22 protein-coding genes are annotated in these 23,892 nt (G+C 59.1%); 14 read left to right on the plus strand and 8 right to left on the minus strand.

The annotated features are described in order from the left end of the window. Window positions 1–58 precede the first annotated feature (58 nt). Window positions 59–1,063 (plus strand): ArsJ-associated glyceraldehyde-3-phosphate dehydrogenase, encoded by a 1,005-nt coding sequence (locus ABNF92_RS12135; protein ID WP_349342278.1) that lies wholly within the window; start codon window positions 59–61, stop codon window positions 1,061–1,063. Between the two features lies 1 nt (window position 1,064). After that, complete coding sequence (gene arsJ, locus ABNF92_RS12140) at window positions 1,065–2,258, plus strand: organoarsenical effux MFS transporter ArsJ (RefSeq protein ID WP_349344085.1); 1,194 nt, start codon at window positions 1,065–1,067, stop codon at window positions 2,256–2,258. 7 nt (window positions 2,259–2,265) lie between these two features. Here the strand turns inward: arsJ and ABNF92_RS12145 are convergent, their stop codons facing one another. Next, window positions 2,266–2,892: a hypothetical protein gene (locus tag ABNF92_RS12145; protein WP_209399649.1), complete on the minus strand. Its 627-nt coding sequence runs from the start codon at window positions 2,890–2,892 to the stop codon at window positions 2,266–2,268. A gap of 96 nt (window positions 2,893–2,988) precedes the next feature. On the opposite strand from ABNF92_RS12145, the gene ABNF92_RS12150 reads away from it, so the two are divergent. From ABNF92_RS12150 to ABNF92_RS12175, 6 genes are all read left to right on the plus strand, one after another. After that, entirely contained in the window at window positions 2,989–3,597 is a 609-nt protein-coding gene (locus ABNF92_RS12150) for an ABC transporter ATP-binding protein (protein WP_349342279.1), read from the plus strand. Then, window positions 3,584–4,381 (plus strand): iron export ABC transporter permease subunit FetB, encoded by a 798-nt coding sequence (fetB, locus tag ABNF92_RS12155; RefSeq protein ID WP_349342280.1) that lies wholly within the window; start codon window positions 3,584–3,586, stop codon window positions 4,379–4,381. Before ABNF92_RS12150 ends, fetB begins: the two co-directional genes overlap by 14 nt. A 98-nt stretch (window positions 4,382–4,479) precedes the next feature. After that, a complete protein-coding gene (locus ABNF92_RS12160; protein ID WP_349342281.1) occupies window positions 4,480–5,664 on the plus strand; it encodes an MFS transporter in 1,185 nt (394 codons plus the stop codon). An 11-nt stretch (window positions 5,665–5,675) separates the two neighbouring features. Beyond that, window positions 5,676–6,782, plus strand: a complete 1,107-nt coding sequence (locus ABNF92_RS12165) for a DUF3524 domain-containing protein (RefSeq protein WP_349342282.1) — start codon at window positions 5,676–5,678, stop codon at window positions 6,780–6,782. A gap of 125 nt (window positions 6,783–6,907) precedes the next feature. Beyond that, window positions 6,908–10,501, plus strand: a complete 3,594-nt coding sequence (gene nifJ, locus ABNF92_RS12170) for a pyruvate:ferredoxin (flavodoxin) oxidoreductase (RefSeq protein WP_349342283.1) — start codon at window positions 6,908–6,910, stop codon at window positions 10,499–10,501. After that, window positions 10,494–11,486, plus strand: a complete 993-nt coding sequence (locus ABNF92_RS12175; RefSeq protein WP_069182184.1) for a dihydroorotate dehydrogenase-like protein — start codon at window positions 10,494–10,496, stop codon at window positions 11,484–11,486. Before nifJ ends, ABNF92_RS12175 begins: the two co-directional genes overlap by 8 nt. Window positions 11,487–11,490: 4 nt before the next feature. Here ABNF92_RS12175 and ABNF92_RS12180 read toward each other — a convergent pair whose 3' ends face one another. After that, on the minus strand, window positions 11,491–11,895 hold the full coding sequence (locus ABNF92_RS12180) for an acyl-CoA thioesterase (RefSeq protein WP_069182183.1): 405 nt from the start codon (window positions 11,893–11,895) through the stop codon (window positions 11,491–11,493). Window positions 11,896–12,089: 194 nt separating this feature from the next. Here ABNF92_RS12180 and ABNF92_RS12185 point away from each other — a divergent pair, with 194 nt between their 5' ends. The 5 genes from ABNF92_RS12185 to phoU all read left to right on the plus strand — a co-directional run bounded on the left by ABNF92_RS12185 (window position 12,090) and on the right by phoU (window position 17,581). Beyond that, window positions 12,090–13,133: a substrate-binding domain-containing protein gene (locus ABNF92_RS12185; RefSeq protein WP_136629858.1), complete on the plus strand. Its 1,044-nt coding sequence runs from the start codon at window positions 12,090–12,092 to the stop codon at window positions 13,131–13,133. A 137-nt stretch (window positions 13,134–13,270) separates the two neighbouring features. Further along, complete coding sequence (pstC, locus tag ABNF92_RS12190; RefSeq protein ID WP_069182181.1) at window positions 13,271–14,659, plus strand: phosphate ABC transporter permease subunit PstC; 1,389 nt, start codon at window positions 13,271–13,273, stop codon at window positions 14,657–14,659. Next, complete coding sequence (gene pstA, locus ABNF92_RS12195; RefSeq protein WP_069182180.1) at window positions 14,652–15,926, plus strand: phosphate ABC transporter permease PstA; 1,275 nt, start codon at window positions 14,652–14,654, stop codon at window positions 15,924–15,926. The genes pstC and pstA overlap by 8 nt, the downstream gene beginning before the upstream one ends. Before the next feature lie 11 nt (window positions 15,927–15,937). Further along, window positions 15,938–16,825, plus strand: a complete 888-nt coding sequence (pstB, locus tag ABNF92_RS12200; protein ID WP_349342284.1) for a phosphate ABC transporter ATP-binding protein PstB — start codon at window positions 15,938–15,940, stop codon at window positions 16,823–16,825. A gap of 33 nt (window positions 16,826–16,858) precedes the next feature. Next, window positions 16,859–17,581 (plus strand): phosphate signaling complex protein PhoU, encoded by a 723-nt coding sequence (gene phoU, locus ABNF92_RS12205; protein WP_069182178.1) that lies wholly within the window; start codon window positions 16,859–16,861, stop codon window positions 17,579–17,581. A 77-nt stretch (window positions 17,582–17,658) separates the two neighbouring features. Here the strand turns inward: phoU and ABNF92_RS12210 are convergent, their stop codons facing one another. The 5 genes from ABNF92_RS12210 to mnmH form a co-directional block, all read right to left on the minus strand. Continuing rightward, window positions 17,659–18,024: a histidine triad nucleotide-binding protein gene (locus tag ABNF92_RS12210; protein WP_349342285.1), complete on the minus strand. Its 366-nt coding sequence runs from the start codon at window positions 18,022–18,024 to the stop codon at window positions 17,659–17,661. Window positions 18,025–18,065: 41 nt separating this feature from the next. Beyond that, complete coding sequence (locus ABNF92_RS12215; RefSeq protein WP_349342286.1) at window positions 18,066–19,361, minus strand: FAD-dependent monooxygenase; 1,296 nt, start codon at window positions 19,359–19,361, stop codon at window positions 18,066–18,068. 82 nt (window positions 19,362–19,443) lie between these two features. Further along, a complete protein-coding gene (locus ABNF92_RS12220) occupies window positions 19,444–20,001 on the minus strand; it encodes a YbaK/EbsC family protein (RefSeq protein WP_136629862.1) in 558 nt (185 codons plus the stop codon). Window positions 20,002–20,171: 170 nt separating this feature from the next. Then, entirely contained in the window at window positions 20,172–21,005 is an 834-nt protein-coding gene (locus ABNF92_RS12225; protein WP_349342287.1) for a mechanosensitive ion channel domain-containing protein, read from the minus strand. Window positions 21,006–21,147: 142 nt separating this feature from the next. Continuing rightward, window positions 21,148–22,251, minus strand: a complete 1,104-nt coding sequence (gene mnmH / locus ABNF92_RS12230) for a tRNA 2-selenouridine(34) synthase MnmH (protein WP_349342288.1) — start codon at window positions 22,249–22,251, stop codon at window positions 21,148–21,150. Window positions 22,252–22,384: 133 nt separating this feature from the next. Between mnmH and ABNF92_RS12235 the strand changes: the two genes are divergently transcribed. Beyond that, window positions 22,385–23,047 (plus strand): 50S ribosomal protein L11 methyltransferase, encoded by a 663-nt coding sequence (locus ABNF92_RS12235; RefSeq protein ID WP_291904505.1) that lies wholly within the window; start codon window positions 22,385–22,387, stop codon window positions 23,045–23,047. 437 nt (window positions 23,048–23,484) lie between these two features. On the opposite strand, the gene ABNF92_RS12240 is transcribed toward ABNF92_RS12235, so the two are convergent. After that, complete coding sequence (locus ABNF92_RS12240; protein ID WP_349342289.1) at window positions 23,485–23,889, minus strand: VanZ family protein; 405 nt, start codon at window positions 23,887–23,889, stop codon at window positions 23,485–23,487. Window positions 23,890–23,892: the final 3 nt, after the last annotated feature.

Below are 23,892 nucleotides of genomic sequence, written 5' to 3' on the forward strand. Positions count from 1 at the left end.
CAATACTTGTAACCATCATGGTATGTAATGGATTGAAGAACACTGTCAGGAGAAGATTATGAGCAAAATCAGGGTAGGCATTAACGGCTTTGGCCGCATTGGGCGCCTGGCCTTGCGGGCGGCCTGGGGCTGGCCGGATATGGAGTTTGTGGCCATCAACGACCCGGGTGCCGACGCCGCCACACTTGCCCATCTGCTCAACTTTGACAGCATCCATGGCCGCTGGAGCCAGGAAGCGACCGCGGATGGAACGGATATCGTCATCGAGGGCCAGCGCATTCGCGTTACACACAATCGCACCATCGGGGAGACCGACTGGTCCGGCTGCGATCTGGTGATCGAGGCCAGCGGTGTAAACAGGAAGGTCAGTGCCTTGCAGGCCTATCTGGACCAAGGGGTAAACCGGGTCGTTGTCACGGCGCCGGTTAAGGAAGCTGGTGCGAAAAACATTGTTGTCGGTGTGAACGATGACATCTTTGACCCGGCCAACGACCGCATAGTGACTGCCGCTTCGTGCACCACTAACTGCCTGGCGCCCGTGGTCAAGGTGATTCACGAGAAGCTGGGCATCAAGCACGGCTCCATCACCACCATTCACAGCCTGACCAACACCCAGACCATTATTGATGCGCCCCACAAGGATTTGCGTCGGGCCAGGGCCTGCGGCAGCTCACTGATCCCCACCAGCACCGGCTCGGCAACGGCGATTATCGAGATCTTCCCGGAACTGAAAGGTCGTCTGGACGGCCATGCGGTGCGAATTCCGCTCACTAACGCTTCATTGACCGATTGTGTCTTTGAAGTGGAGAAGGCCACGGATCGTGAAACTGTAAACGAACTGCTCAAAGAAGCGGCCGAAGGCGAGCTGAAAGGCATCCTGGGCTATGAAGAGCGCCCGCTGGTTTCAATTGATTACAAGACCGACCCGCGTTCGTCCATCGTCGATGCGCTTTCCACCATGGTGGTCAACGGCACCCAGGTGAAAATCTACGCCTGGTACGACAACGAATGGGGCTATGCCAACCGCACCGCAGAACTGGCGCGCAGGGTGGGTCTGGCCTGATATGACGGCGGCTATACGACAGTATCTGGTCATTACAGGTAACTACTGGGCCTTCACGCTTACTGATGGTGCCCTGCGGATGCTGGTGGTACTGCATTTCCACCAGCTGGGTTACTCGCCCCTGGAAATCGCCATGCTGTTCATCTTCTACGAGTTCTTCGGGGTGGTGACCAACCTGGTGGGCGGTTACCTGGGCGCCCGCATGGGGCTGAACCGCACCATGAACATCGGGCTGTTCCTGCAGATTGTGGCGCTGGCCATGCTGGCCGTACCGGCGGCCATGCTCACGGTTCCCTGGGTGATGGCAGCACAGGCGCTGTCCGGTATTGCCAAGGATCTGAACAAGATGTCTGCCAAAAGCGGCATCAAGTTATTGGTGCCGGATGAGCAGCAGGGCACGCTGTACAAGTGGGTGGCGATTCTCACCGGTTCGAAGAACACTCTGAAAGGCGTTGGCTTCTTCCTTGGTGGTGTGCTGTTGATGGCTGCCGGCTTCACAGGCGCCGTGATCATCATGGTCGTGGCTTTGGGACTGGTCTGGCTGGCCAGCCTGTTTCTTTTGGGGCAGGATCTGGGCAAGAGCAAGGCCAAGCCTAAATTCCGCGAGATCCTCTCCAAAAGCCGGGCTATCAATGTGCTCTCGGCGGCGCGGATGTTTCTGTTCGGGGCCCGGGATGTCTGGTTTGTGGTGGCTTTGCCGGTCTACCTGCACACGGTCTTTGGCTGGGACTTCTGGAAAGTAGGCGGCTTTATGGCCAGCTGGATCATCGGCTATGGCTTTATCCAGACCATGGCGCCACGCATCACCGGCGACATGGAAGGTAAACAGCCTGCTGTGCTCTGGGTGGCGGCCCTGGCGCTGGTTCCGGCAGGAATTGCCATTGGCCTGACGGCAGGCTGGTCACCCCAGTTCGTGATCGTTGGCGGTCTGCTTTTGTTTGGCGTGCTGTTTGCCGTCAACTCGTCGCTGCACAGCTATCTCATCGTCAGCTATGCCCGTGGGGATGGCGTGTCGCTGGACGTTGGTTTCTATTACATGTCGAACGCGGCCGGGCGTTTGCTGGGCACCATCCTGTCGGGGTGGGTCTATCAGGCCTACGGATTGGAGGCCTGCCTGTGGATATCGTTCGGTCTGGTGGCCACCGCTGCGCTGCTGTCGCTGATGTTGCCCGAGCGTCGGCCAGTAACAGCCTGACCGGGCCTCAGAACCGAATGGCCAGCCCGGCTGCGGCTTCCACCTGCAGGTAGCCGCTGCTGTCGAATCTGAGTTCGCATCCCCCTGAGCAGAAGGCCGAACCCCCGGAATTCAGGGCGGTGTAAACACCGCGCAGATCCAGCCTCAGGCGCAGTTGTTCAGTCAGGAAAAACTGGTAGCCGCCGCCAATGGACAGGGCGGCCCGGTGGTGGGTTTCATACCGTGAATCGTCCGGTTCCAGTCGGGTAACTCCGAATACACCGGAAACAAAGCCGCCATGATTCTGGCCGCCGGGGAAATACAGTCCGCCAAACTGGAGTTGGTAGATGGTCAGGTCGATGGATTCCACACCCGGAGCGAACAGGCCATTGTCCAGTCTGGCCGAAGTGGTCTGCCGCCCGACATACAGTTCTCCCTGCTTGCCGGGATCCGGCAGATCGAAATTGAACACCAGCCCCTGGCTGGGGGTATCCCGGAAGTCGATCTGGTCTGAGGTGCTGGCCCCGGCGGTCCTTATATCCACCGAACTGCTCATCCGATACCCCGCAAAGGGCGCCAGGCTGACTTCCGCTGCGACCGGAGCGGCGATCAGTGCAGATGCCAGTGTGAACGTGACAAGAGATCGAAGCTTCATACCTACCTGGCCTGAGCGACTGTCGACTGGTTGTTGGCGGAACACTGTGTAATGGTATAGCCGTTACGAACTTGGGCGAAACCTGGTGATGCTATCTTGACAGATCTGGTGCTGGAAAATCTCAGCGTTGGCACTTTGCGTAACGTGTCGTTACGGGTCCCCGGTGGCGAGGTTGTCTGCGTGTCCGGGCCTTCGGGCAGCGGCAAGAGTCGTTTGCTCAGGGCTGTGGCAGACCTGGAACCCCATGATGGCAGGGTTTCTCTGGGTGATACCGGTCAGTTGGACGTTCCGGCACACCAGTGGCGAAGTCGGGTTGTCATGGTTCCGGCAGACAGTCAATGGTGGTTTGATGACGTGGGTGGTCACTTTCCCGATGAGGCGAAGGCAGGATTGCCGTCAGCGCTGGGGTTTACGCCAGAGGTCATGGGCTGGTCAGTGAGTCGGCTGTCCTCCGGAGAACGGCAGCGGCTCGCAATCTGGCGTGCTCTGGCCCTTGAACCAGAGGCTCTGCTGTTGGACGAACCTACCGCCAATCTGGACAACGACAGCACCGAAGCCCTTGAAACCTGGCTGCTTGACGAGATCCGGAGGCGGCAGATTGCTGTGCTCTGGGTCGCCCATGACCCGGCGCAGATCCATCGGGTGGCGAATGCCCACTACCGGATTCATGGCACCACGCTGGAGCGCGTCGATGGAAGTCATTGATCTGGCCTGGTGGAAGCTGGGGCTGGCGGCCCTGTTGGTTCTGGCGCTTGCCGGCACCGGGTATCTGGCCCGACTCGGCATTACCCGAAGCCTGCTGATTGCGGCCCTGCGCACGATCATTCAGCTGGCCCTGATCGGGCTGGTGCTGGAGGCCCTGTTCGCGTCCTCTGCGTTTTACTGGATTGCGCTGCTGGCACTGATCATGCTCCTGGTTGCAGGCCGTGAGGTTGTCGCGCGCCAGGGGCGCCGGCTTCGGGGCTGGTGGGCATTCAGTATTGGCACGGGGGCGATGTTTGTGTCGTCCTTTGCGGTTACCGTTCTGGCCCTGACTGTGGTCATCGGCCCCGAGCCCTGGTACGCCCCGCAATACGCTATTCCGCTCCTGGGCATGATGCTCGGTAACACCATGACCGGCGTCAGTCTCGCGCTGGACCGTCTGAATGAATCGGTCTGGCGGCAGCGGGCGGTTATCGAAAACCGGCTAATGCTGGGCCAAACCTCACAGCAGGCGCTGGAGGATATCCGTAGGGACGCCATGCGCAGCGGTATGATGCCGTCCATCAACGCGATGGCCGCCGCTGGTATTGTCAGTCTTCCGGGTATGATGACTGGTCAGATTCTCGCGGGTAGTCCGCCGGCGGTGGCGGTCAAATACCAGATTCTGGTGATGCTGATTATTACCGTTGGCACCGGTTTCGGTGCGCTGATGGCGGTTTCGTGGAGTGGTCGCAGACTGTTCGATGACCGGGAACGCTTGCGGCTGGATCGACTGGTGAAGTCCTGAAACAGCGGTCCCAACCTCAACAAGACACCAAAGTAGCATGGGCGAGGCCAGCCCCTCGAGGCTAGGCTTGGTCCATCGCGTGGAAGAAGACAACAACAATGATCGACCTGCTACGACGCTATCCCCTCCCTGTGATTGTCCTGGCCCAGCTTTTTGGCACCTCGCTCTGGTTCAGTATCAACGGTGTCTGGCTGTCGCTGTCCGCGGAACTGGGCCTGTCGGAAACCGATCTGGGACGGCTGACGCTGGCGGTGCAGGCCGGGTTTATCGCCGGTACCCTGACCATTGCAGTGACCGGTCTGGCTGACCGGTTCGGCGCCAGTCGTATCTTTGCGCTGTCGAGTCTGGTTGGTGCACTGGTTAATGGCGGATTTATTTTCGCCGCCGGTGCACCGCCGCTCGATTTTCTTCTGCGGTTTGCCACGGGTCTGTGTCTGGCTGGAATCTACCCGCTGGGCATGAAAATGGTAATCGCCTGGACCCCGAAATACGCCGGCGCCGCCCTGGCCTGGCTAGTGGGCATGCTCACCCTCGGCACGGCCTTGCCACACCTGATGCGAGGAGCAACTCTGGGCATGCCCTGGGAGTGGCCGTTGATGGCCGCCTCCTGCCTTGCGGTGGCTGGGGGCCTTCTGGTGTATGTGTTGGGGGAGGGCCCGCACTTGCCCAAAAGCAGCGGGCGTTTGCCTCTGAGCCAGGGGCTGGCGGCACTGCGTATCCCCAGATTCCGGTCCGTGGCCGGAGGTTACTTCGGCCATATGTGGGAGCTCTACGCATTCTGGACACTCACGCCGCTGCTCATCGGTCGGGAGCTGCAGCGATTAGGTCAGAGTGACTCGCTCATTCCCTGGTTGTCGTTTGCCGTTATCGGGATTGGCGCGGCGGGCTGTGTCGGTGGCGGCAGGCTCAGTCGCACCCTGGGCAGCGAGTGGGTAGCCCGCCGAGCACTGATGATTTCCGGTGCTTTCTGTCTTGTGTATCCCTGGCTGAATGGGCTCTCGCCGGTCGTTTTGATGGTGTTGCTGATTGTCTGGGGTATTGCCGTAGTGGCAGACTCCCCCCAGTTTTCCGCGCTGGCCTCGGCAGCGGCACCCAGGGAATCAGTGGGCTCCTCGCTGGCGGTGATGAATGCGGTCGGGTTTGGGCTGACTCTTCCGGCCATCTGGCTGACCAGTGGCTTATGGGGGCAGCTGGATGTCTGGGTGGTTCTGCTTCTGTTCCCGGGGCCGGTGCTTGGGTTGTGGTCACTGTCCAGGGCCCGGCCTGAGGTTCAGCCCGGCTAATGGTTGTGAGCATGACGAAGTCCGAGAAACCTGGCGCACGGGTTCTTTTGCTGTCCGGCTACGATGCCGCCAGTCACCGCCGCTGGCGCGAGCACCTGGCGGCCCTGTTACCGGAATTCCATTCGCACACACTGGCACTGCCTCCCAGATTCTTCCGCTGGCGCATCCGCGGCAACCCGCTGAGCTGGCTGAAGGAGCCACTCCTGCAGGAACCCTGGGATCTGATAGTCGCCACATCCATGGTGGATCTGGCTACCCTGCGGGGTCTGAACCCGCGCCTCGTCCGCACGCCCTGCCTGCTGTACATGCACGAAAACCAGTTTGCGTTCCCGATCTCCAGCGGCCAGAACGCCAGTGCCGATCCGCAAATGGTCAACCTCTACAGCGCCCTCTGTGCCGACTGCGTGGTCTTCAACAGTGGCTGGAATCGGGACAGTTTTCTGGCCGGAGCCCGGGCGTTCCTTCAGAAACTGCCCGATGAGGTACCGGAAGGCCTGATCGAAACCTTGCGCGACCGGTCCCGTGTCATCCCGGTTCCGATTGAGGATCGGTTGTTTTTCGAGCGCCCGCCACTTTCGGGCCGGGCCTGTCCGCATCTGCTCTGGAACCATCGGTGGGAATACGACAAGGGGCCTGATCGGCTGCTGAATTTGCTGCAGGTACTGGAACAACGCTCGGTGCCTTTCCGGCTGAGCGTGGTAGGGGAGCGGTTTCGCAGCTATCCAGAGGCATTTGACCGGATTCGTGAACAGTTCAGTCATCGAATCGAACACTGGGGCTTCCTGGACAGCCGTGACGACTACGATCATTTGCTGCGTCAGGCGGACCTGGTCGTCTCCACGGCACTTCACGATTTCCAGGGGCTGGCGATGCTGGAGGCCATGGCCTCAGGTTGCGTTCCGCTAGCCCCCAATCGACTGGCCTATCAGGAATATGTCCCGGAGCAGTGTCGTTATGTTAGCCATGAACAGGATGCCAGGCGAGAGGCGGAAGCAGCCGCCGACTGCCTCGAAGCACTGCTCAAAACAGACGTGCCAGCCTGTCCGCCCGAGGGTTGGCGGGCATCAAGACTGGCCGGAGACTACCAGGCTTTGTTTGATGGATTGATTAAAACCTGAGCAGGCAAGCCCTGATCCTGTTTCTTCCCCAAACCTGTCTCAGATCAAACCTGCCCTCTTGCGGTTGTCACCGTCGATACTAGACTCAGAACTGTCTGTCGGCCTCACCACAGGGAGTCGTGGCCATGGAGTTCCATACCCTCGACGGCAATGAAGCGGTGTCCTCGGTGGCTTATCGCCTGAGCGAGACCATTGCCATCTATCCGATTACGCCCGCCTCGGTGATGGGCGAACACGCTGACGACTGGGCGGCCCTGGGCAAACCCAATCTCTGGGGGCAGGTTCCCAGCGTGGTGGAAATGCAGTCCGAGGCCGGTGCCGCCGGGGCCATGCACGGGGCGCTGCAGGCCGGTTCCCTGGTGACCACCTTTACCGCGTCCCAGGGCCTGCTGTTGATGCTGCCCAATCTGTACAAGATTGCCGGTGAACTGTCGCCCTTCTGCATGCATATTGCCGCCCGCAGCATCGCCACCCATGCCCTGTCGATCTTCTGCGATCATTCCGATGTGATGAGTGCCCGCGGTACCGGGTTTGCCCTCTTGGCGTCCGGTTCGGTCCAGGAAGCCCAGGATATGGCCGCCATCGGCCACGCAGTCACTCTGGAAAGCCGTGTCCCGGTGATGCATTTTTTCGACGGCTTCCGTACCTCCCATGAGATTTCCAAGATCGCCGCCCTGAGCGATGACGATCTGAGGGCTCTGGTACCCCATGAAGGACTGGAGGCACACCGGAGCCGCCGAATGACGCCGGACCGGCCGGTGGTTCGGGGCACATCCCAGAACCCCGACGCCTTCTTCCAGGCCCGGGAGGCCATCAACCCGTTCTATCAGGCATTTCCGGACAAGCTGGAAGCCGTGATGGACCGGTTTGCCGGTATTACCGGCCGTCAGTACCGGTTGTTTGATTATGTCGGCCACCCCGACGCTGACCGTGTGATTATCCTTATGGGATCCGGCGCCGAATGCGCCCACGAGACGGTCGAATGGCTGCTGGAGCAGGGCGAGAAAGTCGGTGTGCTCAAGGTGCGCCTGTTCCGGCCCTTTGCGACCGACCGTTTCCTGAATGCTCTGCCAGACACCGTCGAGCACCTGGCCGTGCTGGACCGAACCAAGGAACCCGGTGCCCAGGGCGAGCCACTGCTGTTGGAAGTCAGTGGCGCCCTGATGGAAGCCTGGAGCCGGGGCGAGCGCAAGGTGCTGCCCCGGGTGATCGGCGGTCGCTATGGTCTGTCTTCCCGGGAATTCACTCCGGCCATGGTGTGCGCCATTTTTGACGAACTGAAGGCCGAGGCGCCGAAAACCCGTTTCACCGTTGGCGTGCGGGACGATGTCAGCCATCTTTCGCTGAACGTGGACAGTGAACTGGATATCGAGTCTCCGAAAACCCGTCGGGCGCTGTTCTTCGGTCTCGGCGCTGATGGCACTGTCAGCAGTAACAAGGCCAGCATCAAGATTCTGGGCGAGGGCACGGACCTCTTCGCCCAGGGGCATTTCGTCTATGATTCCAAGAAAAGCGGCGCGACCACGGTATCCCACCTGCGGTTCGGCCCGTTGCCCATCCGCTCCAGCTACCAGATCAACACGGCCCAGTTTGTGGCCATTCATGCGCCCCAGTTCCTGGAACGGTTTGAAGTGCTGGAACACGCCGCCGAGGGCGCTACGGTGCTGCTGAACGTGCCCTGGCCAGAAAACGAGGTCTGGGATCGGCTCTCGGTGGAGGTCCAGCGTGCGCTGGTCGAGCTCAAGGCCCGACTGTTTGTGATTGATGCCGCCGAGGTGGCAGAAAAAGCGGGGCTGGAACGGCGGATCAACACGGTGATGCAGGTCTGCTTCTTCGCCCTGGCCGATATCCTGCCCCGGGAAGAGGCCATTGCCCACATCAAGGAGTCCATCCGAAAGACCTGGGGACGGCGCGGGCCGGAAGTGGTGCGCCGAAATGTGGAGGCGGTGGACTCGGCACTGGACAACCTGCATGAAGTAACGGTGCCGGATAAGGTAACGGCAACCCGCACCCGACCACCGAGAGTGCCAGAGAGTGCGCCGGACTTTGTGCAGAAAGTCACTCGCCTGCTACTGGAAGGGCAGGGGGACAAGCTGCCGGTCAGCGCCTTTCCTCCTGACGGAACCTGGCCAACCGGCACCAGCCAGTACGAGAAGCGAACCATCGCCCTGGAAATTCCGATCTGGGAGTCCGACCTCTGCGTTCAGTGCAACTTCTGCGCAATGATCTGCCCGCACACCGCGATCACCAGCAAGGTGTTCGAGCCCGAGGCGGCCAAGGGGGCGCCGGAGAGCTTCGAGGCCGTGCCGGAAACCCAGACCTCTGAACTGGAAGGCCTGGATTACCGAATTCAGGTGGCGCCAGATGACTGCACCGGTTGTGGTCTGTGTGTGGAGGTCTGTCCCGCCAGGGACCGGGCCCAGCCAAAGCGCAAAGCCATCAACATGCAGCCCATCGAGCAGCACCGTGAGGTGGAAGCGGAGAACCTGGCGTTCTTCCGGAGTATTCCGGATGTGCCCAGAGACCGCATCCCCCGCGACTTCAAAGCCCTGCCGCTGCTGATTCCGCTGTTCGAATATTCGGGCGCCTGTTCCGGCTGCGGTGAGACACCCTACATCCGTCTGCTGACCCAGCTTGTGGGTGACCGGCTGCTGATTGCGAACGCCACCGGTTGTTCCTCGATCTACGGTGGCAATCTGCCCACCACGCCCTACACGGTGAATGCCGACGGCCGGGGGCCCACCTGGAACAATTCGTTGTTCGAAGACGCGGCGGAACTGGGTCTGGGCATGCGCTTGGGGCTGAACAAGCTTGTCGGCCGGGCCCGGCAGTTGCTGGACGCAGTGCAGGGTCAGTTGCCCGGGGGGCTTTATGCGTACCTGACCTCGCCCTGCACGACAATCGATGAAACCGCCATGGCGTCTCGGCGCGCAGCCATCGAGGATCTCCGTAGCTGGCTGACGGACCAGGAGGGGCAGGAGGCCCGGGAACTCGACAGCCTGGCCGACGAGCTCTGCCCGAAGAGCGTCTGGGTGATTGGCGGTGACGGCTGGGCCTACGATATTGGCTATGGCGGCCTGGACCACGCCCTGGCCTCGGGCCAGAACCTGAAATTGCTGGTGCTCGACACCGAGGTCTATTCCAACACCGGCGGGCAGCAGTCCAAGGCCACGCCCATGGGTGCAATTGCCAAGTTTGCCGCCGCCGGCAAGGCGACCCGCAAGAAGGACCTGGGCCTGCTGGCCATGAGCTACGGCCATGTCTACGTGGCCCAGATCGCCATGCAGTCCCACAGTAACCACACCACCAAGGCCCTGCAGGAAGCCGAGAGCTTCGAGGGCCCGGCACTGATCATTGCCCACAGCCCCTGCATTGCCCACGGCTACGATCTGGTGCACTCGCCGTCACAGCAGAAGCGGGCAGTGGACAGCTGGGCCTGGCCGTTGTACCGGTTTGATCCCCGTCGCACCCACGAGGGGCTGCCGCCACTGCAACTGGATTCCCCGCGCCAGAAAATCACCATGAAAGCCTACATGCAGGAAGAGGCCCGTTTCCGGATGCTGGAGCTGAGGGATCCCCAACGCTACGAACAGCTGGTGGCTGCGGCGTCGGAGGCGGCCACCGAACAGCGCGAGCTCTACAAACAGCTGGCCGGGATCCACTTTGAGCCCCACGAAGCTTCCGGCGCAGATAACCAAGAGGGTGAACGTCATGACTGACCTGGCAACCCGTTGGCTGGGCCTCGAACTCCGCTCGCCCCTGGTGGTCGGCGCCAGTCCGCTGACCGACGACCTGGATGCACTGAAGGCCTGCGTCAAGGCCGGTGCCGGTGCGGTTGTCATGCACTCGCTGTTTGAGGAGCAGCTGGTCGAGGAGCAGATGGCGGCTCATCGATTTATTGATTCCCGGATCAATACGGACGCCGAAGCCCGCTCGTTTTTTCCGGAGTCGGAGCTTTTCGAGATGGGATCGGGCAGCTACCTCCAACGGCTGGAGCTGTTGCGTCGATCACTGGATGTGCCAGTGATTGCCTCGCTCAACGGTATTTCCACCGGAGGCTGGACCGGACACGCCCTTGAGCTGGAGGCCGCCGGTGCCCATGCCATTGAGCTCAACCTCTATGACCTGGCCACCGATCCCTCCGAGACAGCCGCCAGTCTGGAACAGCGTCAACTGGCGGTGGTGCGCTCGGTGGCCGAACAGGTCACCATTCCCGTCAGCGTCAAACTGTCGCCGTTCTATTCGGCCTTGCCGTCCTTTGTCTCCGGTGTTGAAGCGGCAGGAGCCCGGGGACTGGTGTTGTTCAACCGCTTCTATCAGCCGGAGATGGACCTTGATGAGCTGGAATTGAGCCGGGAAGTGGTGCTGTCTTCCAGTGCCGAGCTGCCACTGCGGCTACACGCGTCGGCCATGCTTTATGGCCAGACGTCTCTGGAGATGGCTATATCGGGTGGGGTTCACACCGGTGATGATGCGGCCAAGGCAATCCTGTCCGGTGCAGCCGCTGTTCAGGTGGTATCAGCGATCCTGGCGGACGGTCCCGATGCCCTGGGGCGAATACACCACGGTATGAGCCGGCGCTTGTCCGATATGGGCTATCGTGATCTGGCTGAGGCGCGAGGCGCGCTGTCAATGGACAAGGCGCCCAACAGTCGCACCTGGGAGCGCCTCAACTATGCCCGCCTGCTGCACGGCTGGAAGTGACAGCCTAGAGGTTCTGTTCGGGGACTTCCCGGATCCGTCCATGCTCATCGATGGCGACATAGACAAACAGACCCTCGGTCACCTTGCGCGGGTTCTTGGCCGTCCGGTCCAGGGTCCACACTTCCACGCTGATCTTCATGGAGCTGCGGCCAATATCGACAAGCTCGCAGTAGCAACCTACCTGTGATCCGACCCGCAACGGTGACAAAAACTCCATCCGATCCATAGCCACCGTGGCATTGCGACCCTGGGAAATACGCCCGGCCATGGTGGCGGCGGCGAGATCCATCTGTTTTACCAGCCAGCCGGCGAAGACATCGCCATTGGCATTGGTATCGGCGGGGAGAGGAATGACCTGGAGGGTAAGATCACCACGGGGCGTGGGTTTGTCGTCGTCTAACGCTGTCATAGTACTGCCTTCTTGCGAGCCTGGAATTGTTTTACCCCGCATGGTAACGGGCTGGAGCGCCGCTGCAAGCAAATTTGAACATTCCTGACTATATTTCAGAGGCTGTAACAAAGTTGTCACAGAGTGCCATTAGTCTGCATTCATCGGTAAAGCACATCCTACACAACGTCCAAACCGAATAATGGAGACTTGACGTGATGAAACTGAACAAAGCACTCGCGACTGTAGCGCTGGCAGGCTCTGTAGCCGCCATGTCTGCACCGGCCATGGCCCGTGACACCATCAGCATCGTGGGTTCTTCCACTGTTTATCCGTTCGCCACGGTTGTTGCCGAGCGTTTCGGCACCAAGACCGACTTCAGCACCCCCAAGCTGGAATCCACCGGTTCAGGCGGCGGTCTCAAATTGTTCTGTCAGGGTATTGGTACCCAGCACCCGGACATCACCAATGCGTCACGTCGCATGAAGACCTCCGAGTTCGAACTGTGCCAGAGCAACGGTGTCAAAGACATCACTGAATTCCGCATTGGTTCTGACGGCATCGTGATCGCCAGCTCCAAGGAAGCCGAGAACCTCGACATTACCCTGGAGCAGCTGTTCCTGGCCCTGGGTTCCAAGGTTCCCGTTAACGGCGAGTGGGTCGCCAACCCCAACAAGAACTGGAGCGACGTTGACGCCAGTCTGCCGAACAAGCCGATCCGTGTGATGGGGCCTCCTCCGACTTCCGGTACCCGTGACTCTTTCAACGAGCTGGCTCTTGCCGCTGGTTGCGATGAACTGCCTGAGGCCGCCGATCTGAGCAAGGACGAGCACGCTTCCATCTGTGAAAGCGTTCGTGAAGACGGCGCCTTCATCGAAGCCGGTGAGAACGACAACCTGATCGTGCAGAAGCTGATTGGCGATGAAGGCATGTACGGCGTATTCGGCTATAGCTTTATGGAAGAGAACTCCGACCGTCTGCAGGCCGCTACTCTGAATGGCAAGATACCGACCGCTGAAGCGATTGCAGCCGATGACTACCCGGTTGCGCGCTCGCTGTTCTTCTACGTGAAGAAGGCACACGTTGGTGTAGTTCCCGGCATTCAGGAATATGTCAGCGAGTTCACCAGCAACGCCGCCATGGGCCAGAACGGCTACCTGAAAGATGTTGGTCTGATCGTGCCGCCCCGCGCTGCGCTGATGGATCTGATGGACAAGGCAGAGAATATGCCCAACCTGACCCTGGACGAGCTCAAATAAGACCGCAGTCCGGTCAGGAACAGAGGTACGGGTCTCGATCGAGGCTCGCGCCTTTTGCACGTTTGGGTGATCCGGTGCCAGTGCAGGGCTGAGCCTGTAAACTGTGTGCCAATCCGAAGTCGAATACAGGAATTTTCATGCAACCGGCTAATCTTTTATTACTGACCCTGGTTATGGCCGTCGTGGCTTATGGTCTTGGATATGCTCGTTCCCGGTCATTAGCGATGCCTATGGGCGGGATTCGTCATCTGAAGTCCCTGCCTTTTTACTATGGCGCCCGGGCGGCTTTATGGAGCGTTATCCCTGCTCTGCTGGTACTGGGCTGTTGGATGGCTTTTCAAGGCAAAGTGATTCAGTTAATCGTGATTGGTGGCCTGCCTCAGGATATGGTTCCTGCTACCGATGGTGAAGCAAGTCTCTTGCTGAGCAAGATCAGTAACGTCGCCAGCGGAGCATTGCCGCCTGGATTTGTTGAAGCGCCCATTGTCGAGGCTGCGGAACGGTTAAAGGCACTGCGCTCCCAGAGCCAGTTTCTGATGTCTGCGTTGGTTGTCTCGGTTGCTGTATTGGCGGGCTTTCTGGGCTGGTTAAGAATCCGGCCGCATTTGAATGCCCGTGTCCAGGTTGAATCCATACTAAAATGGGTATTTTTCGCCTGCGCGGCTTTGGCCATATTGACCACTGTCGGAATCATTTTCTCGGTAGCGTTCGAGACATTCCGGTTTTTCGGCAAAGTCCCGTTCACCGAGTTTTTCTTTGGCAGCCACTGGAGTCCCCAGACCGCCCTTCGGGCCGATCAGGTAGCATCCGAGGGTGCTTTCGGCATGATCCCCCTGTTCACCGGCACCCTGCTGATCTCAGCCATCGCCATGACTGTGGCAGTTCCGGTCGGGTTGCTTTCGGCGATTTACCTGTCCGAATATGCCGGCAAGAAGGTTCGCGGCGTGGTCAAGCCGTTACTGGAAATGCTGGCGGGTATTCCGACTGTGGTCTATGGCTTCTTCGCCGCTTTGACCGTGGCACCGTTTATCAGTGACCTTGCTGCCTCGATTGGTATTGAGGCGTCGTCCCAGAGTGCCCTGGCAGCAGGTGCCGTTATGGGCATCATGATTATTCCGTTCGTTTCGTCCCTTTCGGATGACGTTATCAATGCAGTGCCCCAGGCCATGAGGGATGGTTCCCTAGCGTTGGGCGCGACGCAGTCGGAAACCATGAAGAAGGTGATTTTCCCGGCTGCGCTGCCCGGCATCATGGGCGGTATTCTGCTGGCAGTCTCCCGGGCTATCGGCGAGACCATGATTGTGGTCATGGCGGCGGGCCTGGCGGCCAACCTGACTGCCAATCCGCTGGAAACCGTCACCACCGTTACTGTCCAGATCGTGACTCTGCTTACCGGTGACCAGGAATTCGACAGCGCCAAGACGCTGGCTGCCTTCGCATTGGGCGCCATGCTCTTCCTGGCAACCCTGTTGCTCAACGTCATTGCACTGAAAATCGTACGCAAATATCGGGAACAGTATGACTGATCAACGTTCACAGGCGGAAATTGTCCGCCAGTCGCTCAAGCGCCGCTACCGTAAGGAACGCCGTTTCCGCGCCTACGGCGTCATGGCCATTGCCATTGCATTGGGGGCCCTGATAATCCTGTTCACCGATATCATCGGCAAGGGTTACACCGGCTTCGTCAAAACCACCATCACCATGGATGTAAACCTGGATGGTGAAATGATGTACCTGGATGATCCCACGGACGAGCGTCAGATCAAGATGGCTGATTTTGTCGAGCCGCTGGTTCAGGCGTTGATCAAGGAGATACCTGGTGCAACGGAGGATGACCGGAAAAACGTTCGCGAACTGATAAACCCCTACGCATCGGTGACGCTCCGGGATGCACTGAAGGCCAATCCGGAATGGCTGGGTACCACCCAATCCATGACATTCCTCACGCACACCGACGTGGATGTCTACGTAAAGCACGCAGGGGATGACGCCTACTCGATCAAGCTGAATGATCAGCAAAAAGCCTGGGTGGATGAGCTTTTGGAGCGGGATGTCATCGAAACATCGTTCAATGATGTGTTTTTCAGTGGTGGCGATTCCCGTGATCCATCCAAGGCAGGTATTCTCGGCGCAATTGTCGGTTCGTTGCTGACCATGTTCGTTACCCTGATCCTGTCGTTCCCGATTGGTGTTGCCGCAGCGATCTATCTGGAAGAGTTTGCGCCTCAGAACAAGTTTACCGACTTCATTGAGGTCAATATCAACAACCTGGCGGCGGTGCCATCCATTATTTTTGGTCTGCTGGGCCTGGCCGTGTTCATCAATCTTTTCGGGATGCCGCGTTCGGTTCCGGTGGTTGGTGGCCTGGTGCTGACACTGATGACGCTGCCAACCATCATCATCTCCAGCCGGGCCGCAATCAAAAGCGTTCCGCCCTCGATCCGCGAGGCCGCCGAAGGTATCGGCGCCTCCAAGATGCAGGTGGTTCTGCATCATGTGCTGCCGCTGGCCATGCCTGGAATGCTTACCGGTTCCATCATCGGGATGGCCCAGGCTCTGGGTGAAACCGCACCGTTGCTGCTGATCGGCATGGTGGCCTTTATTGTGGATGTGCCCGACGGCTTCTTTGATTCGGCCACCGTTCTGCCCGTACAAGTCTTCCTGTGGGCCGGCAGCCCGGAACTAGCCTTTATTGAACGTGCGTCGGCAGCCATCATGGTGCTGTTGACCTTCCTGATCAGTATGAATGCATTGGCCATCTGGATGCGCAAACGCCTTGAGCGCCGGTGGTAAGGAGAATCAAGATGAATAGTGTGAATACAACCATTGCCAGTGAAGTTTCCCAACCGGATGAGGTCGCCTTGCCAGTTCAGGAATCCAAACCCGCTGAAACCATCATTGAGGAAGGGAAAACCGTCGGGAAGCCGTTCTCGGACGACCCAAAGTTCAAGCTTCGGGATGTCGAGGTATTCTACGGCGATTCTCCCGCCATCAAAAAAATCAGCCTCGACATTGGCCGTAACGAGGTCATTGCCTTTATCGGTCCGTCGGGTTGCGGTAAATCCACCTTCCTGCGGTGCCTGAACCGAATGAACGACAGTATCGATATCTGTCGTGTAAAGGGCTCCCTGAAACTGGACGACCACGACATCTACGATCCCAAACGGGATGTCGTTGAGCTGCGGGCCCGGGTCGGCATGGTTTTCCAGAAGCCCAACCCGTTCCCCAAGTCCATCTACGACAACGTGGCATACGGCCCCCGAATTCACGGTCTGGCCAATCGCAAATCCGATCTGGACGAAATTGTGGAAACCAGCCTGCGCAAGGCCGGCCTTTGGGATGAGGTAAAGGATCGCCTGGACGCCAACGCAACCGGCATGTCCGGCGGTCAGCAGCAGCGTCTGTGCATTGCGCGCGCCATTGCTGTCAGCCCGGAAGTGGTTCTGATGGATGAGCCCTGTTCGGCGCTGGACCCTATTGCCACGGCGAAAGTGGAAGAATTGATTGCCGAGCTGTCCGAGAGCTACACGATCGTTATCGTTACCCACTCGATGCAGCAGGCGGCCCGGGTATCCCACCGTACAGCCTATTTCCACCTGGGGCACCTGGTGGAAGTGAACGAGACCAACAAGGTATTCACCTCCCCGGAACACGAACTGACCGAGTCCTACATCACCGGCCGTTTCGGCTGATTCCGGACCTGAGGAATTTTGGAGAAGAACAGTATGCCTACGAAGAAGGACGACGTTTACGGGGATCACATCTCCCACAAGTTCAACAACGAACTGATGGAGCTCAAGACCGAGTTCCTGAAAATGGGTGGGATGGTAGAAGCCCAGGTCGAGAATGCCATTCAGGCATTGGTGGATGGTGACGGTCACATGGCCGACGAAATCCGCGCCAACGACAAGAAAGTCGACAAGATGGAAGTGGAGATCGACGAGGAAGCCACTCTGATCATCGCCCGTCGGCAGCCGACGGCACGGGATCTGCGACTGGTGATCTCGGTCATCAAGATGGTTGCCGATCTGGAGCGGGTGGGCGACGAAGCCAAGAAGATTGCGAAGCTGGCCATCAAGCTGCAGGAAGAAGGCCAGGCGCCACGCGGCTACGTGGAAGTGCGCCACATCGGCACCCACGTGCTCAGCATGCTCCACGATGCCCTCGACGCTTTTGCCCGCCTGGATTCCGAGCAGGCCCTGCGGATCATGAAGGAAGACAAGCGCGTCGACGAGGAATATCAGGCCGCGGCGCGCACCCTGCTGACGTTCATGATGGAAGATACCCGCAATATCTCACGGTGCATGTCCGTGATGTGGGTGCTTCGTGCCCTGGAGCGGGTGGGTGACCATGCGTGCAACATCGCCGAGAACGTGATCTTCATGGTCAAAGGCGAGGACGTTCGTCATACGCCGGTGGAGGAAGCTGAGAAGGTAGTCGGCCGCTGATTTATCCGGCTTGGGAGGAGGGCCGCCGTGCGGTGCGGCTTTCCGGGACCGCTTGCCGGCACCCAAGCCTAAAGCAATCAGCCCTGCTTCATCTTATCGGTATACGGAGGCCAGCCCAGCGGCTTTCCGGCAAGAACGTGCAGGTGAATGTGGAACACGGTCTGCCCTGAGTTCTCCCCGCAGTTCATGACAACCCGGTAGCCATCGTCGGCAAACCCCTTCTCCTTGGCAATCTTCGCTGCCACCAGATAAAGATGCCCCACCAGTTCCCTATCGTCTTCGATGATGTCGTTGATGGTGGCGATGGCTTTCTTGGGGATGACCAGAAAATGGACCGGCGCCTGCGGGTTGATGTCACTGAACGCGAGGGCGAGGTCGTCTTCGTAGAGGATATCCGCAGGGATCTCGCGGTTGATGATCTTGGTGAAAATCGTCTCTGACATGGTGACTCCTTCTGGGTTGTCCTTGGGATTGTTGTTCGGTGTTAAAGCTGATTCAGGCCCGGAATCCGGGAAGTTATCTGCCTGATTACGGCCGGCAGTTCCTCGTCGATGCCCATGGCGTAGCGGGCCACCCGGTTGCGGGCGAAGGGCAGGGCGCGGGCGGCGCCCAGGCCCAGGTTGCGCAGCAGATGGACCGGCGGAATCCGGTTGCTGAACAGATGGTAGAACAGATCCATGGTCAGCATCATTCGGCGGTTCGCCGGCCGGCGTTGTTGTTCATACAGGGTAAGCCACTTCGGGTCCGCCAGATCATCGCCCGCCCGCTTGGCTTCCTTGAGGGCGGACTGCAGGGCTTGGGCATCCTGGAAGCCCAGGTTCACGCCCTGGCCGGCCAGGGGGTTGATGGTGTGGGCGGAATCGCCGGCCAGAACCACGCGCCCGGAATGGTATTGTTTGGCATGTTGCCGGGCGATGGGGAACGAGGCCTTGCTGTCGATGTGGGTCAGCAGTGGCAGGCTCGCGGGAAATGATGACTGGATTTCGCTCATCAGGGTGCTGTCGTCCAGCGATTTCAGGCGAGCGAGTTCCTCGGGTGAATCGTACCAGACCAGGGAACCCCAGCTTTCGCCGGCATGCTCCGGGCCGGCACTGTGCAATGGCAGGAAGGCTCGGGGCCCCGAGGGATGAAAGCCCTGCCAGGTAATGTCTTCAACCGGCCCCTGATAACGCACGGAGATGACCATGGCCTGCTGGTCATACTGGTTCCGGGTGGTCCCGATGCCGGCGACGTCCCGGATTCGGGATTGGGCGCCATCGCAACCGACTACCAGACTTGCGAGTAGCTCGCGGCCATCGTCCAGAGTAACAGTCGCCGTATCACCGGACTGTGCCAGGGAGGCAACACCATGGCCGTGGAACAACGTCACATGGGGGCAAGCGTCGGCGGTTTGCCAGAGTGCCTGCTGGGTGACCGAGTTCTCGACGATGTGTCCCAGGTGGTGTGCGCCCAGTTCGGTGGCGTCGAATTGGACTTCGGCCAGTTTCCGGGGCACGAGATTCTGTAGCGGAAAGCGGGTTTCATCCCAGACGGCCAGTCGCTTGTAAGGCGTTGCGCGCATTCCAAGGATGTGGTCCCAGGCGCCGAGGCTCTGAAGATAGCGCTCGCTGCCGGCGCTAAGCGCAGAAACCCGGATGTCCGGGGCGGTGTCTGGACTAAAGGCGGGCGGCGGAGACCGATCAATGAGTGCAACACTGAAACCATTCTGGCCGAGGCCAGTGGCCAGTGCGGCACCGACCATACCGGCGCCAACTACCACAATATCAAAGGCTTGAGTCATATAGGTTTCCTGTCTGATGCCCCAAGTTTACGCGATGGCGGCAGCCAGACAAGAGACCGGGATCAAGCCGGCAGAAAAAGCCTCAATACCCGACCATGCCTGATACCCGCTGCTTGTCAGCCTCCTCTGGCCGGCGACGGCCTTTGACCAGCCAGGCGGGCTTCTGGGCCCCCGGTTTATTGAAGCCCTGGTTCAGTACCATCGGTTGCACAAGGTTAATAAAATCGGCAGTTTTCATGTGGACCGATTCGCTGTGGCTGCCAGCGGCAAAGGCCAGTTCCGGCTGTTCGGTCAGGGCTTCGGCGCAGTACACGGTCATACCGAACAGGTTGCCAAAGGGCGGCATGGCGCCCACTTCACAATCCGGGAAGCGGTCTTTGAATTCCTGTTCGTCCGCAAGATCAATAAAGTCGGTGTCCAGAATACGGGATAGCCTGTCCCAGCGGATTCGCCAGGTCGCCGGCATCACCAGCATCGCCATTTTGCCATCAAGCTCGATGATGACCGTTTTAACGACGCGGTCGCCGGCGATTTTTACGTGGTGGGCCAGTTCCTGGGCGGTATACGCAGGGGGGTGAGAGAGGCACATGTACTCGACACCTGCCTCATCGAGGAATTCCTTCAACTGCTGTACCGGCATAGTGACAACCTCCTACCAGCAATGACAGCGTTCCGGAGCCCGTGTGGATCAGATTGCCTGGCCCCGATGGCTTGGCGGGGTCGCTAAACCCCGCCATTAATGGTCAGCTTAGTCGAGGTTACGCAGTTTGCGAGTAACCGGATGTATCAATGAGAAACCGATCGCGAATCTCAGTCGGATTTGATCATATGCACATCGCGCTGAGGGAACGGAATGCTGATGCCCTCGGCGTCGAACGCTTTCTTCACTTTCTCGTGCATGTCCCAGTAGAACGGCCACAGATCAGCGGACTTGGTCCAGGCCCGAACCGTCAGGTCGACGGAGCTTTCGCCAAGGGCGCCCACCACGATGAGGGGTGCTGGGTCTTTCAGTGCCCGCTCGTCTTCTTCGATGAGGCGCTTGCAGACGGCCTTGGCCTTGTCGATGTCATCGCCGTAGCCAATGCCGAAGCTCATGTCGCAACGACGGGTTTCATAGGCGCTCAGGTTGGTCAGGCTGGCGTTGGCCAGTTGCCCATTCGGGATCACGATCCGGCGGTTATCGAAGGTATCGACAATGGTGTAAAGGATGGAGATTTCCCGGACGGAGCCAAGGTAGCCCTGAGCATCAATCGTATCGCCAACCTTGAAAGGCTTGAAGATAAGGATCAGCACGCCGCCAGCGAAATTGGCGAGGCTGCCCTGCAGCGCAAGACCGACGGCGAGACCGGCAGCACCAATGATGGCAATGAACGATGTTGTGGCAATGCCAACCATGGAGGCGACAGAGATCAGCAGTAGAATCTTGAGAATTGCGCCGATCAGTCCGCAGAGAAACTTGTTCAGGGTGGGGTCTTTCTTGCCCAGCTTGTTGTCGAGAACTCCGACAAAGCGGTTGATCAGCCACATGCCCACGATCAATGTGAAAATGGCCAGCACGACTTTTGGTGCGTAAGTCATCACCAGGGAGACGGCTTGATTCATGAGTTCCGAGGCGCCTCCCTCAGCGCCGAAGAGATCTTCCATAATGGACTCCTTGTTCGTTGGTATTTTTCATAAGTATTGGATTAACGGACAAAATCTTGCAACAACGTGATTCGTCTACTTCTGTATATAGCAGACAAATGTCAGAGATGTGTGTCGCAGGAAAAAATGTTCATTCAGTCGCTTACGCAATTGAGCGCTCGCTGGCCCACTGGAGAATGGTTTTTGGGCCCCCGCGGACCAGAATCCGGCCTTCCTTTTGGCCCAATTGGTAGTCGTACATGGGGTCGTAATAGTCCTTCAGCAGTGCCTCAATCCAGGCGTCATGGGTGCCAGTCCGTCCGGTGGTTTCCTGCTGCAGCAGCGCCTCTTCCATCAGGCCTCGCAGTTGCCTGTGACGTTCACCACCCAGGCGCTTGCGGATGCGATCGATGGCGCTCAGCAGATAGTCCCGGAAGTTCAGCCAGCCAGCTTCGGTTCCGTCGCGGTTCACGTAATCCGCAAACATGCCCTCGACATAGTCCTCCCGGATGATGCCAATGCGCTCTTCCATGGGTTGTTCGAGAATCAGTAGTGGCGACTCCGCCATGCGGTTTTTAAGGGATTCGGGCAGGGCGCATCGCCCCACCAGCCGGCTCTCATCTTCCAGGTAGATCGGGCCGCCCTTGAGGTGGTGGGCCTTGAGCATGGCCACGGCCAGCCTGTTTTCGAAATCGATCTGTGAAGGTTGGGGGGTCACCTGGCGCCCGAAACTGGACCCCCGGTGGTTGGCCAGGCCTTCTAGATCCACCGGGTTCGGCAGCTGTTGTAGAACCCGCGTCTTGCCGGTGCCGGTGCGACCACTGAGAATCCGGAATTCACCAGATTTGACCTGCGCTTCCAGGCTGTCAATCAGAAACCGGCGCAGCGCCTTGTAGCCGCCTTTGACCAGCGGGTAGTCAATGCCAGCGTCCCGTATCCACTGTTGGGTAAGCCGGGACCGCAGGCCGCCCCGGAAACAGAACAGATAACCTTCGGGATGCCGGGCAACAAAGCGTTTCCAGGCTTCGATGCGTTGGGCCTTGCTGTCACCGGACACCAACTGATGGCCGAGCTCAATGGCCTTGTCCTGGCCTTTTTCCTTGTAACAGATGCCGACCCGGTGGCGCTCCTCATCGTTCATCAGGGGCGCGTTCTCCGTGTTCGGAAAACTGCCACGGCTGAACTCCACCGGTGCCCGGACGTCCATCAGTGGTACGTCATTCAGGAACAGGGAAAGGTAGTCGTCGGTGTCGGGTCTGCTTGCCATTTCAGCGGTAAACCAGTTGTCAGATGGAGGCGGCAGTATAGCGGAAATGGGGGTTTTCTGCTTGTCGCGCCCTGTTTCCCGTCCCTGTCATGGGTACAATGTCGCCTTCTTGAAACCTGAGGTTGGATAGCCCATGTCAGCCGACTGTCTGAATGCGCATCTTCGCAAAACGCTGGCCCGTGGCCGGGTTGCCGTTTCCCGTCCCGCTGGCTGTGAGCGCGTCGCGCTTTATCTGTTTGACCCGACCGTTCTTGAGGGGCCCCTGTCCCACGAAGAAGCCCAGGCAGTGGTTGCCGAACCTGCATACTGGTCGTTTTGCTGGGCCAGTGGTCAGGTGCTCGCCAGCTGGATTCTGGACAACCCCGGGTTGGTCGAAGGCAAACGGGTTCTCGATTTTGGTTCCGGTTCCGGGATAGTGGCCGTGGCTGCGGCGATGGCTGGCGCCCGTGAAGCCATCGCCTGTGATATTGATCCGGCAGCGCTGGACGCAGCCAGTGCCAATGCGGCTCTTAACGGCGTTTCCGTTGGCCTCTGCCAGGACTGGGCAGATCGCCCGGATGAGCTCGATGTCGTAACAGCGGCGGATGTGCTCTACGACCCCGAAAACCGACCGTTGCTCGGCGTTTTTCGAGAGGCGGCACCTAGAGTGCTTCTGGCGGATTCACGAATGAAAGTGTTGGGTGACAGTGCCTATCGCAGGCAGACAACGATTGAGGCCCGGACCTGGCCAGATCTTCACGAATTCGAGGAGTTCAATAAGGTGCGCATCTATCTGGCCGAAGGCGTCGCCAGATAACGGGGATGCAGCAGGAAGCGTATAAAAAATAAAGGGCAACCAGTCGGTTACCCTTTCTCGGAACAGGTCGGCGCATCCGTGCGCATTGGGCAACAGCCGTGTTGCGAGATCCTTGAGCCACTCCGTGGTGCCGGCATCCCAGCCGGCTATCCGAATAGTTATCCCTTAAGCGAGGCGTCCTTGAGTCCCTGCCTCTCCCTGCATTCCGTGCCGGGGTGCATCCAGTGCGTCGTCCTTTTCCCTGTCGTCCTTGATGTAAACACTATACCAATTGAATTCTTACGAACGCGTGAACTGTGCACGGGGCGCAGGTGTTCTCAGCGAGGTCGCATCCAATAAAATATGGTTATCAACGGGTTAGGTTTTTGCTAAGGGCGTATTCGCACCACTGCGCACGTGATATCACTGCAAGATCTCACGCCTTTGTAAGAAATCTCTTACAAAGATCCTGGCGAATTTCGCAAATCCGGTTTTCCCAGTTTTCGAACGCCCGGCCAGGGGAGGAGTCCCAGTGCGATGCCTGCGCCGTCGGCAGCAAGGTCTGCCAGAGAAAATTCGCGGTAGGGCAGATTTGCCTGGATGATTTCGATGCCCAGACCAAAGCCGAGGAGCGCCGGTACAAACCAGATTGCCCGCAGTTCCGGCCAGGCCAGACGGGTCAGGATGGTCAGCTCAAGGAAGGCGACCAGGTGGTTTATCTTGTCGCTTGAAGAGGAGGGAATGGGGTAAGGGTTGTCGGTTGTTGCAAGAAACCCGATGGCGAGCACGGAAATCACAAAGGCTGCCCGCCAAAGTGGGCGATACTGCAGTAGGCTGGTCACTTGTTGTTTCAGTGTATCCATCGG

Source organism: Marinobacter sp. MMG032, from assembly GCF_040112695.1.
GTDB classification, from domain to species: domain Bacteria; phylum Pseudomonadota; class Gammaproteobacteria; order Pseudomonadales; family Oleiphilaceae; genus Marinobacter; species Marinobacter salsuginis.

Bases quoted from the DNA above. Each gene is read 5' to 3' on its own strand.
- ABNF92_RS12145 (WP_209399649.1), bottom strand. From the start codon at position 2,892: ATGAAGCTTCGATCTCTTGTCACGTTCACACTGGCATCTGCACTGATC.
- fetB (WP_349342280.1), top strand. From the start codon at position 3,584: ATGGAAGTCATTGATCTGGCCTGGTGGAAGCTGGGGCTGGCGGCCCTG.
- pstB (WP_349342284.1), top strand. From the start codon at position 15,938: ATGAATAGTGTGAATACAACCATTGCCAGTGAAGTTTCCCAACCGGAT.
- ABNF92_RS12225 (WP_349342287.1), bottom strand. From the start codon at position 21,005: ATGGAAGATCTCTTCGGCGCTGAGGGAGGCGCCTCGGAACTCATGAAT.
- ABNF92_RS12235 (WP_291904505.1), top strand. From the start codon at position 22,385: ATGTCAGCCGACTGTCTGAATGCGCATCTTCGCAAAACGCTGGCCCGT.
- pstA (WP_069182180.1), top strand. From the start codon at position 14,652: ATGACTGATCAACGTTCACAGGCGGAAATTGTCCGCCAGTCGCTCAAG.
- ABNF92_RS12210 (WP_349342285.1), bottom strand. From the start codon at position 18,024: ATGTCAGAGACGATTTTCACCAAGATCATCAACCGCGAGATCCCTGCG.
- ABNF92_RS12175 (WP_069182184.1), top strand. From the start codon at position 10,494: ATGACTGACCTGGCAACCCGTTGGCTGGGCCTCGAACTCCGCTCGCCC.
- ABNF92_RS12160 (WP_349342281.1), top strand. From the start codon at position 4,480: ATGATCGACCTGCTACGACGCTATCCCCTCCCTGTGATTGTCCTGGCC.
- ABNF92_RS12180 (WP_069182183.1), bottom strand. From the start codon at position 11,895: ATGACAGCGTTAGACGACGACAAACCCACGCCCCGTGGTGATCTTACC.
- ABNF92_RS12135 (WP_349342278.1), top strand. From the start codon at position 59: ATGAGCAAAATCAGGGTAGGCATTAACGGCTTTGGCCGCATTGGGCGC.
- nifJ (WP_349342283.1), top strand. From the start codon at position 6,908: ATGGAGTTCCATACCCTCGACGGCAATGAAGCGGTGTCCTCGGTGGCT.
- pstC (WP_069182181.1), top strand. From the start codon at position 13,271: ATGCAACCGGCTAATCTTTTATTACTGACCCTGGTTATGGCCGTCGTG.
- phoU (WP_069182178.1), top strand. From the start codon at position 16,859: ATGCCTACGAAGAAGGACGACGTTTACGGGGATCACATCTCCCACAAG.
- ABNF92_RS12240 (WP_349342289.1), bottom strand. From the start codon at position 23,889: ATGGATACACTGAAACAACAAGTGACCAGCCTACTGCAGTATCGCCCA.
- mnmH (WP_349342288.1), bottom strand. From the start codon at position 22,251: ATGGCAAGCAGACCCGACACCGACGACTACCTTTCCCTGTTCCTGAAT.
- ABNF92_RS12220 (WP_136629862.1), bottom strand. From the start codon at position 20,001: ATGCCGGTACAGCAGTTGAAGGAATTCCTCGATGAGGCAGGTGTCGAG.
- ABNF92_RS12215 (WP_349342286.1), bottom strand. From the start codon at position 19,361: ATGACTCAAGCCTTTGATATTGTGGTAGTTGGCGCCGGTATGGTCGGT.
- arsJ (WP_349344085.1), top strand. From the start codon at position 1,065: ATGACGGCGGCTATACGACAGTATCTGGTCATTACAGGTAACTACTGG.
- ABNF92_RS12165 (WP_349342282.1), top strand. From the start codon at position 5,676: ATGACGAAGTCCGAGAAACCTGGCGCACGGGTTCTTTTGCTGTCCGGC.